This window comes from Plantactinospora sp. CA-290183 (assembly GCF_050936375.1).
Taxonomy (GTDB): domain Bacteria; phylum Actinomycetota; class Actinomycetes; order Mycobacteriales; family Micromonosporaceae; genus Plantactinospora.
The window spans coordinates 17,810-29,720 of the sequence record NZ_JBNJMX010000035.1 but is presented as its reverse complement, the minus strand read 5'-3'; the positions used below and the strand labels follow the sequence as shown (position 1 = coordinate 29,720).

Sequence of the window (11,911 nt, the reverse complement as noted above, 5' to 3'; positions counted from 1 at the left end):
CGTCCTTCGCGGCGGCGTGGTACGTGGCGTCGCCGCCCTGGTCGAAGACCCGCAGATAGCCCACGAACTGCGGTACGTGGGTGTTGGCGTGCAGCCGGGTGAGGATGTCCCGGTCCTCGACGCAGGCGTCGAAGAGCGACTGCCGGTTGTCGAAGCACCGGGCCGTGTCGAGGTACCGGGCGTCCCCGGTGATGGCGTGCAGGTCCGCCATCACCTCGTTCATCCCGCCGTACTCGCCGGCGATGTAGATCGCCCACATCCGGTTCAGGGTCTCCCGGGGCAGCACCGAGAGCCGGCTGTGTACCCAGTCCCCCATCGCGGTGACCACGTCGAGCGCCTGCCGGTTCCCGACCAGCAGGTACGCGTCAAGCAGCCCTCGCATGATCTTGTGGCAGGTGTAGTAGGGCGCCCAGATCGTCGGGTACGTGGCGAACGATTCGAGCCGGACGAACTGGTCCTCCGGGTAGGCCGCGAGGAATCCCGGGTGGCTGTACCGGCCGCTCGCCGCCAGCGCCTCCTGGCAGCGGGCCAGCTCGGCGACGATGTGGTCGACCTTCTCCCGGTGGACCGACTCGCGGGTCGACGCGTACGCCTGGCTGAACGCGCTGATCAGGTGCCCGCTGTAGTGGCCCCGGAGGTTGCCCGTGGCGTCGTCCCAGCCGCCGGGCGGGGTGGAGCCGGGCGGGGTGGGCAGCCCGGCGGTGACCCGGAAGTTGTGCAGCACGCGGTCGGCCGGGTACGCCTCGAGGAGCGCCAGTACCCGGTCCCGCTTCTCGGCAAAAAGCGTTCCGTCGAGGAGTTCGACCTGGTCCAACCCGAACGGCTTGACCCGCCACCGGGGGTTGCGGTCGTAGAGGTCGGCCTGGGACGCCACGTCGGACGGGGCCGTGTGCCGGGTACCGCCGGACGACGTCGGTCCGGCGCCCGAGCCGGGGGCCGCGGCGGCAGCGGTGGCGCCGAGCCCGGCGACGGAGGCGGCACTCGTACCCACCACGGTGGCGGTGACGACGCCGGCGGATTTCAGGAAACGGCGCCGGTCAATCGGCTGTTGTTCTGGGGCCATTGCTCTACCTCCTGGCGGGCAACCGATCGAACTGCATGTGATCGCTAACATTCGATGGCAAGAAACCTACTCAGGCGGGACCCGGCCGCCTACCTGACATCTGTCGGAAACTCCACGGAGATCGACCTACTCCTGTCGCACCCGCTCGGGCATCAGCACCGGGAAACGGAATTCCTGATTCGCGGCGGATGCCGGCCGACGGTCACGCACATCCGCGCACCGCACCGCACCGCGAGCCGGGCCGGAGCGCGTCGTCAGCCGCGCCGGGCGTGTCCACCGTGGTCGCCCACCTGGGCGTCGAACCAGGGCGCACCCCGCCGGATGGCGAGCGTCACCAGGAACTGCCGTGACAGAGCCGCTCCGGGCTCGCCGGCTCGACCTGCAGGGTCGCGTGGTCGATGCCGAAGTCGTCGTGCAGTTGGCGGCGGGCGGCGACGAGCACGGTGGCCACGTCGACCCCGGCGGCCACGTTCAGGTGGGCGGAGGCGACGTCCATCCCGGAGGCGAGCGTCCAGACGTGCAGGTCGTGGACCTCGGTCACCCCGTCGACGCCGGCCAGCCGCTCCCGGACCGCGGCGACCTCCACGTGCGGCGGCGCGGCCTGCACCAGCACCCGTCCGGCCGCCATCGCCAGCCGCCAGGTCCGGGGCAGGATCAGCACGCCGATCGTGACCGCCACGATCGGGTCGGCGTACCGCCATCCGGTGGTGGCGATGACCAGCGCGGCGACGATGACGCCGACCGAGCCGAGCAGGTCGCCCAGCACCTCCAGGTAGGCGCCCCGCATGTTGAGGCTCTCCTTGGCACCCGAGCGCAGCAGCAGGAAGGCCAGCACGTTGACCACCAGCCCACCGGCGGCCACCAGCAGCATCGGCCCGGCGGCCACCTCGGGCGGATCGGCGAACCGGCGAACCGACTCCACCACCACGAAGACCGCCACTCCGGAGAGCAGCACCGCGTTGGCCAGCGCGGCGAGCACCTCCAGCCGGTACAGCCCGAACGTCCGCTGCGGATCCCGGGAGGCCCGGCCCGCCGCGGTGATCGCGGCCAGCGCCATCCCGATGCCGAGCACGTCGGTGAACATGTGCCCGGCGTCCGACAGCAGCGCCAGGGAACCCGTCAGCCACGCGGCACCCGCCTGGACCAGCATGTAGAGGCCCAGCAGGCCGAGGGCGGTCCAGAGCGGGCGACGGTGCCGGTCGCCGGCCCACACCAGTGGGCTCCCGTGATCATGGCCAGCACCCATCCCGCATCCTCCCGCCGCTCCACGGACAACGTATGCGCTTATCGCTATGTATGCAACTTGCAAGTGGTTGTCGGTCCTGACAACGAGTGAGGACGGCCACCACAACGGGCAACCGGCACCCGGAGGACGGCCGCCCGGAACGACGGGGCGGAAGAGTCAACCGGCGAAGAGGAGCAGCAGGCCCGCGACGGTGTAGCCGACCATCAGCACCAGCAGCGGCACCTGCGCGGCGAGTGCCGACCGACCCGGGAAGACCTCCAGCGTCCGGTCGTGACTCAGCACGGTCCCGAGCAGGTGCCCCAGCACGATCAGGGTCACCTGCAGGGTGGCCACGCTCGCCGGGGTGATCAGCGCCGTGTTGGCGACCCAGTCCCGGGTGCCCAGCCAGTCGGCGCCGGTCACCAGCGGATCGGAGAGCAGGCTGAGCGTCCGCTGACCGTCCACCACCAGCAACGAGTAGTAGTGCGCCAGGACGTACCCGACGGCGATCGGCACGATGCTGTGGGCGAACCGACCCGCCACCTGACCCGCCCGATCCGCCCCGGCCAGCCGGGCGGCGAGCGCGCAGGCCCCGACGTACACCGCCAGGACCGCGCCGACCACCGCGCCGAGCCCGAGGGTGCCGACCAGGGTCGGCGACAGGTCCAGCCGGTACGTGAACCGCGCCCAGCCCGGCGTGCTGACCAGGCTGTCGAAGAGCGTCGATCCCAGCAGCACGACCACGGTGGCGGTCAGCCCCGGCGCCGCCCGCAGCGTCGCCATCCCCTCCAGCGGGTTGCGCCACACCAGCGTCCCGTCGTCCCGCCGGCCGAGCGGCGCCAGCCGCCCGACCAACCCGCTGTACGCCTCGAACGCGTCACCCCGGTCGAACCAGCGGGCTCCGAAGAGCGTCGCCGCGACAAGCGTGCCCACCGCGTAGCAGATCAACCAGGCGCGGATCACCGGCAGGGTGGCCCGGTCCGGCGCCACCAGTTCGAGCCAGACGAAGGCGGTCAGGCCCACCGCCGCCGGCCAGTACCCGAGCCCAGGCGCGAGCGCGAGCGGGCCGCGGTCCCGATCCCGGCGCAGCACGGCGCAGCCGAGCAGATGGAGGGTACGCAGGGGGTTGAGCAGCCGCCACACCGGACCGAACAGCAGCGACAGCGGCACGAGACCGACCCAGAACAGAATGTAGAGCGTGCCCGCCGTGGGATTGCGCTCGTCGTCCGGGCCGAGGAACAGGCCGAGGCAGAAGTACGCCGCCAGCAGCAGTCCCAGCCCGCGCAGCGCCCACCGGCAGCCCGCCGAGTCGACGAGGCCGGCCAGCCCGGCGGGCAGCGGCCGTCCGGCGCCGGGATCGGCCAACCGCGGCTCGCGCCACAGCGCGCCCAGCGCCAGGAAGGAGATGACCAGGGCGAGCGCGGCACCCGTGACCGCGTACGCGAACGGGATGGGCAGGTCCTGCCGACCGCCGACGCCGTGCGCCAGCACCGTGCCGAGCATCAGCGGGGCACCCGGGTCCACCCGGCGCACCGGGCCCGGTGTGGGCCGGTCGGCGAGGTCATCGAGGCTCCGTACGGTGGGGACGGCCGCGGGTCGGGTTGGGACTCTAGCGTCTTGTGAGGTACGGCGGTAGCCACCATGATGAGCCGATGCGATCAAGGGGTACCACCGTCCGTACGGTGAGCCGATTGGCCGCGATCGCCGTCTGCGGGACGGCCGTCCTCGCCGTACCGGCGACACCGGCCCGGGCGCACGGACAGCTCGCCGTCTCCGACCCGCCGGCCGGCGGCACGGTGAGCAGGGCGCGCGCGACACTCGACCTCTACTACACCGAGCAGCCCGCCACGAACGCCCACTTCACGGTGACGGCGCCGGGCGGCGGCCGGGTGGACGACGGCTGGAGTCCCGGCCCGAGCCGGCGGCTGGACCGCCCGGTCACCGAATACTTCCTGACGGACGGCACGTGGGAGCCGCGCGCCTACCACACCGGTTACGCCGCGCTGGTCAAGGTCGCGCACTGGCCGGCGACCGGTCGGTACACCGTGGACTACCTGTCGGTGGCCTCGGACGGCGAGGCGGTCCGGGGCAGCCTGAAGTTCGTCTACCGGGGACCGGTCACCCCGGCGCCGGCGGGCTGGTCGCCGCCGACCAACACCGCCGATCCGGCCCTGGTCGCGGCGGCCGAGGGCGGCGGGCACACCGGGACCAGGCCCACCGGCGCAGCGACCGGAGCACCCGCCGGGACCCCGGCAGCGGCCCCGGCCGCCCCGGAGGACCGCGGTGTCGCCGTCTGGCTCCTCCCGGCGTTACTACTCGGCGCGGTGGTCGTGATGGTGGTCCTCGCCGTCCGGCCCCGGCGCCGGGCCGCCGCCGGTGGCGGTGGCGGTGGCGCCAAGGACGGTAGGCGGGAACCCGGACTCGACCGCGCCGCCGGCCCGACCGCGAGCCGGACCGGCACGGGTGGCAGCCGCCCGGCCCGCCCGAAGAGCGGTGCCTCCCGCCAGCGGAGCCGTCGGGGCAAGACCGGCCGCTGAGCCCGGCGAACCGGCCCCCCGCTCCTGGTCCGGTCCCGGCGGCAGAACCTGTCCGGAGGGGCCCGGAATGCGAGCGCCCCGCCACCGCGGCAGGCGGTGGCGGGGCGTCAAGCGGTCCGGTCGGCCCGGAACGCCGCTCAGAGCATCGACATGTGCACGTGGTCGGTGTGGTCGCTGGCGCCGCTGTAAGAACTCCAGCCGGTGGCCGGGAACCAGATCTGCCTGTACCAGATGACGTAGAGGATGCCGAGCCGGTCTGCGTTGCGGACCAGGAACGCGGTGAGGTCGTTGCCGTACTTGCGCTGGTCGTTGTTGGCCGCCGGGCTGAACCCGGAGTTGCGCAGTGACCAGTCGCAGGCCCGGCCCTTCGGGTGCTCGTACGGCCCGCCGGGGCGGTAGCAGCCGACGAACCGGTTGAAGCCGGCCCGCTTGACCTCCTTGTACGCGTGCAGGGTCCGCCCCGTGACACAACCGCCGGTGGTGGGATCCTCCTTGTTGCAGGACTCGCCCGGGAAGCCGTCACCGTAGCCCGGCCCCGGCTTGGCCACCGGCGACGTCGCGTCCACCAGGCCACCGGCGGTCAGCGACCTGCCGCCGACCAGCGCGAGCGCCTTCTCCGCGTCCTTCTTCTGCTTCTCGATGACCTTCTGCGCGGTCCGCTGCTCGGCCACCTCGGCGTCGATCGACGTCTTGGCCCGGTTGATCGCGTCGCGCGCCTCGCCCAGAGCCCGCAGCTTCTGGTTGTTGAGAGCGTTCAACTCCTCCAGCGCGACCATGCGGTCGAGGAACGCGTCGGACGAGGCGCTGTTCAGCATCATCGACACGGCGCTCAGCTTGCCGCTGCGGTAGGACTCGGCCGCGATCTGGCTCGCCTCCGGAGCCAACGCGGCCAGCCTGGCCTCCGCCACCCTGAGCTCGCCGGCCAGCTTCGACTGCCGCTTGCGGGACTTGTCGAGTGCGGACTTGGCCTCCGCGTACCGCTTGCCGGTCGCGGCGAGGACGTCGCCGAGGAGTGGCGTCTCGACCTCTCCGCTGGGCGCCGGGTTCGGCTTGGGGGCGGCCGAGGCCGGCGACGGCGCGACGACACCGAGTGCGGCGGCGGTGAGCATTGCCAGGGCAGGCGCCAGCCATCGGCGTAGGGGTGCCCTCACATGTATCCCTTCCGTCGGCCGCCGACCGGGTTAGCTGACGGGTTCGGGATGGAAGAGGTCCCTACCGCTGTCGCGGATTCACCCCAGGTGCTTGGGTCCCCGGCTCGCCTGGCGGCGATTAGGCGGCGATCAGCACCGGCACCAGTCGGTGCCTGGCGGCTATGAACGGCAGTCAGCATACCCGGTTTCGCTTCCAAAATGGCAAGACCCGATTCCTGCTGAACGCGTTGCGGCGCAACAACTATCAGTAATGGCGAACGTGACGGAACGCATCGACGTACGTTCCCGTTGTGACGTCATTCACGATCGGCGACCGGCTATTCACCACCCGCTCCGGGCGTGCGCGCCGACGGCATCGAAGGGGTCCAGAATGGTCGGTCGGTACGCCGATTCCACCCGCGGACGGCCGCCGGACCGCGCCCGCCTAACGGCGTCTCGCCGCCCTGGCCAGCGCAGCACCGGCCGCCCCCGCCAGCAGGGCGGCGACCACCGGTGCCCGGTGCCGGCTGAACCACCACTGCGGGCTCCGGCCCCGGGACCGGTCGTCGAACGCGCCGTGGGCGCCGTGGTCGACGCCGTCGGCGTCGTCGACCGGATGCCACAGGTTGGTCGGCCGGTGCGGACCTGTCGGCCGGCCACCCTGCTGGCTCGCGTAGCCGGTGCGGGCCAGATAGCGGTCGAGCAGGGCCGGGGCGATCCGGTTGGCGAGCACGGTGGCCACGGTGGACCCACCCACCCAGTACTCGCGGCGCTCCGGCCGGTCGGCGGCGTACACCACCGCGCGGGCGGCGACCTCGGGCTGGTAGATCGGCGGCACCGGCTGGGCCCGACCGCGCAGCCGGGACAGCACCCAGTCGAACTGGGGCGTGTTCACCGCCGGCAGGTGCACCATGGTGATCCGCACCGGGCTCCGGTCGTGCAGCAACTCGCAGCGGACGGACTCGGTGAACCCGACGATCGCGTGCTTGGCGCCGCAATAAGCGGCCTGCAGGGGAATCGACCGGTACGCCAGTGCCGACCCCACCTGCACGATGGTCCCGGATTGCCGCGGCGACATCCGGGCCAGCGCCGCCCGGGTGCCGTATACGTAGCCGAGATAGGTGACCTCGGTCACGCGGCGAAACTCCTCCGGGCCGATCTCCTGAAACGGCGCGAAGACCGAGGTGAAGGCGTCGTTGATCCACAGGTCGATTCCGCCGAGTTCGGCGCAGACCCGGTCCGCCGCGTCCTCGACCTGCCGATGGTCGGCCACGTCGGTCTCGATCGGCAGGGCCGTACCACCGAGGGCGCGTACCTCGTCGGCGGTGGCGGCCAACCCGGCGCTGCCCCGGGCCAGCAGGGCGATCCGCATGCCGCGCCGGGCCAGCAGCCTCGCGGTGGCCCGGCCCACTCCCGCGGTCGCCCCGGTGACGACCGCGACCCGCGGCACCTCTCGGCGGTCCAGCGTGAACCTCCCTCGTCGCGACGGCATGCCGAGCTACCCGGCCCCCGGTACGCCAAACGTTGCGCGACCCTCGGCAGCGACACCACGGCGAGGAACCTCGCATCCGCCGCGTTCCACCCGTCCGGGTGAGGATGAAGCCGCGGCCTCCGGGTACCCGCCTCGGCGATGGTGAGGCGGGTGGAGGAACGAGTGCGCGCACGCGCGGTGCCGGCGACCACGGTCGGCGCCGCGCTGGCCGCCCAGGTGGTTCCCGCGGTGACGGTGCTGCCCGGGATCCGGCTCCGGTTCTTTCCCCGGCTGAGCGGGCTCGGCGCACCGGGTCACGTCGCGCTGACCTTCGACGACGGCCCCGACCCCGCGTCCACCCCGCTCTTCGTCGAGGCGCTGGCCGCCAGGGGAACCCGGGCCACCTTCTTCCTGCTCGGTTCGATGCTCGCCCGCTCCCCCGAACTCGGGTTGGACCTCACCGCCGCCGGGCACGAGCTGGCGGTGCACGGCTGGGGGCACCACAACCTGCTGCTGCGCGGCCCGCACACGACGTACCGCGACCTGGCCCGGACCCGGGAGCTGATCGGCGCCGTCACCGGCCGCACCCCCCGGTACTTCCGGCCCCCGTACGGGGTGCTCAGCGCCGCCTCCCTGGTGGCCGCCCGCCGGCTGCGGCTGACGCCGGTGCTCTGGAGCTGCTGGGGCCGGGACTGGACCCGCTCGGCGACCGGTACCTCGGTGCTCGACACGGTCCGGGCGGGGCTGGCCGGCGGCGGCACGGTCCTGCTGCACGACTCCGACTGCACCTCCGCGCCCGGCTCCTGGCGGGCCAGCCTGGCCGCGCTGCCCCGGTTGCTGGACGAGTGCCTGGACCGGGGCTGGCGGGTGGGCCCGCTCGGCGAACACGGCCGGCCCGCCCGGCGCTGACGGCACCCCGCTCCCGTCAGCCCACCCGGTCGGTCAGCTCGCCCGGCAGGGCGCCACGGCGGGTGTTGGGCACGCCGGAGGACGGGCCGCCGGGCACAACAGCGGACGCCGGGCCGCCGGGCGCCGCCGCGGCCGCCGGACGGCCGGAGGCGCGGGCGGACGGCCCGGTCGGGCGGGCCGGGCCGGAGGCCGGGCGGCGGACCCGGGTGACCACGCCGACGTGGGCGCGACGGGCGACCCGCAACGCCAGGAACAGCCCGTACGCGCCCCGGCCGATGAGCCGGTGCTTGAGCCCGAGCGCGCCGTTGGGCGGCCGGTACCCGGCGGCCGGCAGGTGCGCGCGGTACCGGGTGACGATCTCGGCGAAGAACTCCCGGCGCCGGGCCGGTGGCACCCGACGCGGGTGACCGAGAACCTGGAGCAGGTGCCAGATCATCCGCTCGAAGATCAGATTACGCAGCTCGGCCGGCACCTCCGGATCCGCCGTCAGCCCGGCGACGACCCGGTCCCAGTGCGCGAAGACCTCGAAGTGCCGGTCGCTGACCGTGCAGGTGATGGCCCCGCCCGGCCGCTGGCGGTACGCGTAACAGCAGCGGTCCAGCAGGCTGATCCGCTCGGCGGCGAGCATCAACGGGAAGCTGAACGACACGTCCTCGTACCAGCCGGGGCCGAAGCTGAGGCCCCGCTCGGCGAGGAAGCCGCGCCGGATCACCTTGTTGCAGGTGATGTGCAGCACCGAGAGCAGGCCCGGCTGCTCCCGCAGGGTGAAGACCTCCGGCACCGGCCGGTCGCCGCCGACCTGGGACAGCCCCGAGTGCCGGACCCGGCCGTTCGGGTAGTGCCGGGTGAACGCCACGACGAGCAGATCCGGACGGGTCTGCCGCAGCCGGTTGGCGACGGCGGGCAGCGCGCCGGCGGGCAGCCAGTCGTCGCTGTCGACGAACCAGACGTACTCGCCGACCGCTCGGGCCAGCCCGGCGTTGCGGGCACCGCCCAGCCCGTGGTTGCGCTCCAGGGTGACCACCTCGACCCGGGGATCCCGTTCGGCGTAGCGGGCCAGGATCGCGGCCGAGCCGTCGCCGGAGGCGTCGTCCACGGCGACCACCTGAAGGTCGGTGACGGACTGGTGGAGAATCGAGTCCAGGCATTCGGCCAGGTAGTCCTCTACCAGGTAGACCGGGACTATCACGCTGAGCAGAGTCACCGTCGGCAACCTCCGGAAGTCCGGCGGGAACCGAATCGTAGCGCCGAGTGATCGGACGCCACGCGCTCAGTAACAGGCGAGTGACCAAATTGTGATGTGTGGTCGTCGATCAGTGCCACCGGGCGGTTGCGCGGCCGCCGAGGAGCCCTCCACCGCGGCCGGCGACGGGCTCACAGCCCGGCGACCCAGTTCCACAGGTTCACGACCCACTCGGTCTGGCGCAGGTACGCCACGCCCACCCCGGCCAGGAAGAGGCCGGTCACCAGGTGCGCGCCCCGCGCGCTGCGGCGGACCCGGCCGAGCTGGCGCTCGTAGACGATCCGCCCGACCAGCCGGGAGAGCGCGAAGAGACCGACCGCGACGAAGAGGGTGAGCACGAAGGTCACCACCGGACTGGTCAGGTCACCCCCGGCCGAGATGGCCCAGACACCCCAGCAGACGAACGCGAACAGCGCCCCGGTCATGCTCCAGTGCCTGCCGCTGCGGAGCTGCCGCCAGTGGTAGCCCGGCGGCACCGGGCGGGACTCCTCCGCCGCGCCCGGCCAACCGGTGCCGGTCGCGTCGTGCGGCACCGTGGGAAAGGGCTCGGTACGCGGGGTCGGCGCCCCCACCTGGGCCCGCCCCTTGCGGAAGCGACCCTGGTCGGGCACCTCGACGGTCTGCTCCGCCCACGGCTGCGTCTGGTCTGCCATCTGTCCTCCCCATCGGTGCGGGCACGGACCCGTCGAGCTTCCGTACGAACCCGTCCCCGTTGTCGAGGGTAGCCAGCCGGGAAAACACTCGCCGAGTCAGCGCCGCTCGGCTACACATGGTTGATGCCAGACGACGACCCCGCCGTCCAGGTCGCCACGGCGGCCGACTGGGCCGGCATCCACCTTCTGCTGCGTACCGCCTTCCACGCCCTGCCGGACGAGGCGCACGCGGCGGCGGAGGGCGCGGTGTTCGAGCCGGAGCGGTCGTTGCTGGTCCGCTCGGGCGAGGAGGTCGTCGCGCACGCGGCGGCCTTCACCCGGGAGCTGACCGTGCCGGGCGCGGTCGTGCCGGCGGCGCACGTCACGATGGTCGCGGTGGCGTCCACCCACCGCCGGCGAGGGCTGCTGACCCGGCTGATGCGGCACCAGCTGACGCAGGTACACACCGCCGGCCGGGAACCGATCGCGCTGCTCTGGGCCAGCGAGGCCCCCATCTACCAGCGGTTCGGCTACGGCCTGGCCGCGCAGCTGCTCTCCATGGAGATCAACACGACCGGGGTCCGGCTGGTCGACGCCCCCGCCGGGCCGCCCGAGGCAGGCACGCCGGCCGGCTCGGGGGTCCGGCTCCGCGTCGCCGGCGCGGACGCCTGCCAGGCCGAGCTGGCCCAGGTGTACGAGCGACTGCGCGCCGAGCGGCCGGGCTGGTCCAGCCGGAACGGGCCGTGGTGGCGGTACGTGCTCGGTGACTTCCCGTCCCGACAGTTCGGCGGGACCGAGCGGCGGGTGCTGCTGGCCGAGGGGCCGGCCGGACCGACCGGGTACGCCGTGTGGCGCACCCGGAGCCACTGGGACGAGCGGGGGCCGCAGGGCACCGTCGTCCTCGACGAACTGGTGGCGGCCGACCCGACGACGTACCGGGAGCTGTGGCGGTTCCTGCTCGGCATCGACCTGACCCGCACCGTCAGCTACGGGCACGGCGCCGTGGACGAGCCGCTCCAGCACCTGGTCGACGAGCCCCGCCAACTCGGCGCCCGGCTCGGCCACGCGCTCTGGGTCCGGATCGTGGACGTCGCGGGTGCGCTGGGCGCCCGCCGGTACGCCAGCGACGTCGACGCGGTGATCGAGGTGACCGATCCACTGCTTCCCGCGAACAGTGGGCGCTGGCGGCTGACCGTTACCGGCGGCGCGGCCCGGTGCCGCCGTACCGGCGAGCCGGCCGAGCTGGCCTGTGACGTACGCGATCTCGCTGCCGCGTACCTCGGCGGGCCGTCGTTGGGGGCCCTGGCCGCGGCCGGGCGGGTCCGGGAACTGCGCCCGGGTGTGCTGGCCCCGACCTCCGCCGCCTTCGGATGGCACCGGGCGCCCGCCGGGATCGAGGTGTTCTGACCCGCGACGAGCACCGGCCGGGGCGGTACCGTCGCGTCATGGCTGACTCGGAGCGTCGACGGCGCCGGCTGCGGCACAACCCGGCGGCGGGCGGCGGCGAGCCGGCCCCGGACGGACGGCGTGCCCGCGACGGCGGCACGCCGGACAGGTCGGGCGACCCGGCCCAGGCCGGACGTCGGCGCCGGGACGGCGAGCCGGGGTCGGACGCCCGGGCGCCCCGGCCCGCCGAGGCGCCCGGCACCGCACCCGAGCCCGGCGCGGGACCGGAACGCGGCGCGGGACCAGAACGCGGCG

At 73.6% G+C, this 11,911-nt stretch carries 10 protein-coding genes and 1 riboswitch; of the genes, 3 read left to right on the top strand and 7 right to left on the bottom strand.

The genetic code is table 11. The annotated features are described in order from the left end of the window. The 3 genes from ACQEUR_RS24295 to ACQEUR_RS24285 form a co-directional block, all read right to left on the bottom strand. The coding region (locus ACQEUR_RS24295; RefSeq protein ID WP_433035378.1) for a beta-L-arabinofuranosidase domain-containing protein at positions 1-1,063 on the bottom strand (1,063 nt) is incomplete at its 3' end. A 331-nt stretch (positions 1,064-1,394) separates the two neighbouring features. Next, the gene (locus ACQEUR_RS24290) at positions 1,395-2,309 is read right to left on the bottom strand and encodes a cation diffusion facilitator family transporter (protein ID WP_433035375.1); all 915 of its coding nucleotides are present in this window, start codon (positions 2,307-2,309) and stop codon (positions 1,395-1,397) included. A gap of 156 nt (positions 2,310-2,465) precedes the next feature. Further along, the gene (locus ACQEUR_RS24285) at positions 2,466-3,821 is read right to left on the bottom strand and encodes a hypothetical protein (protein ID WP_433035372.1); all 1,356 of its coding nucleotides are present in this window, start codon (positions 3,819-3,821) and stop codon (positions 2,466-2,468) included. Positions 3,822-3,970: 149 nt separating this feature from the next. Between ACQEUR_RS24285 and ACQEUR_RS24280 the strand changes: the two genes are divergently transcribed. Beyond that, positions 3,971-4,825: a copper resistance CopC family protein gene (locus ACQEUR_RS24280; protein ID WP_433035369.1), complete on the top strand. Its 855-nt coding sequence runs from the start codon at positions 3,971-3,973 to the stop codon at positions 4,823-4,825. Between the two features lie 137 nt (positions 4,826-4,962). Here the strand turns inward: ACQEUR_RS24280 and ACQEUR_RS24275 are convergent, their stop codons facing one another. Next, a complete protein-coding gene (locus tag ACQEUR_RS24275; RefSeq protein WP_433035366.1) occupies positions 4,963-5,976 on the bottom strand; it encodes a coiled-coil domain-containing protein in 1,014 nt (337 codons plus the stop codon). Positions 5,977-5,979: 3 nt separating this feature from the next. Beyond that, a riboswitch (cyclic di-AMP (ydaO/yuaA leader) is annotated at positions 5,980-6,111 on the bottom strand. 289 nt (positions 6,112-6,400) lie between these two features. Beyond that, positions 6,401-7,447 carry an SDR family oxidoreductase gene (locus ACQEUR_RS24270; protein WP_433035363.1) on the bottom strand — a complete coding sequence of 349 codons (1,047 nt, stop codon included), beginning with the start codon at positions 7,445-7,447 and terminating at the stop codon, positions 6,401-6,403. 162 nt (positions 7,448-7,609) lie between these two features. Here ACQEUR_RS24270 and ACQEUR_RS24265 point away from each other — a divergent pair, with 162 nt between their 5' ends. Beyond that, the gene (locus ACQEUR_RS24265) at positions 7,610-8,335 is read left to right on the top strand and encodes a polysaccharide deacetylase family protein (RefSeq protein WP_433035360.1); all 726 of its coding nucleotides are present in this window, start codon (positions 7,610-7,612) and stop codon (positions 8,333-8,335) included. A 16-nt stretch (positions 8,336-8,351) separates the two neighbouring features. Here the strand turns inward: ACQEUR_RS24265 and ACQEUR_RS24260 are convergent, their stop codons facing one another. Both ACQEUR_RS24260 and ACQEUR_RS24255 read right to left on the bottom strand, forming a co-directional pair. Further along, on the bottom strand, positions 8,352-9,539 hold the full coding sequence (locus tag ACQEUR_RS24260; protein WP_433035357.1) for a glycosyltransferase family 2 protein: 1,188 nt from the start codon (positions 9,537-9,539) through the stop codon (positions 8,352-8,354). Positions 9,540-9,709: 170 nt separating this feature from the next. Next, positions 9,710-10,231: a hypothetical protein gene (locus ACQEUR_RS24255; protein ID WP_433035354.1), complete on the bottom strand. Its 522-nt coding sequence runs from the start codon at positions 10,229-10,231 to the stop codon at positions 9,710-9,712. Positions 10,232-10,354: 123 nt separating this feature from the next. Here ACQEUR_RS24255 and ACQEUR_RS24250 point away from each other — a divergent pair, with 123 nt between their 5' ends. After that, on the top strand, positions 10,355-11,617 hold the full coding sequence (locus tag ACQEUR_RS24250; protein ID WP_433035351.1) for a GNAT family N-acetyltransferase: 1,263 nt from the start codon (positions 10,355-10,357) through the stop codon (positions 11,615-11,617). Positions 11,618-11,911 lie beyond the last annotated feature (294 nt).

What these genes read in the sequence shown, in the direction of transcription:
- ACQEUR_RS24290 (WP_433035375.1), bottom strand. Translation starts at nt 2,309, where the DNA reads ATGGGTGCTGGCCATGATCACGGGAGCCCACTGGTGTGGGCCGGCGAC.
- ACQEUR_RS24270 (WP_433035363.1), bottom strand. Translation starts at nt 7,447, where the DNA reads ATGCCGTCGCGACGAGGGAGGTTCACGCTGGACCGCCGAGAGGTGCCG.
- ACQEUR_RS24255 (WP_433035354.1), bottom strand. Translation starts at nt 10,231, where the DNA reads ATGGCAGACCAGACGCAGCCGTGGGCGGAGCAGACCGTCGAGGTGCCC.
- ACQEUR_RS24250 (WP_433035351.1), top strand. Translation starts at nt 10,355, where the DNA reads ATGCCAGACGACGACCCCGCCGTCCAGGTCGCCACGGCGGCCGACTGG.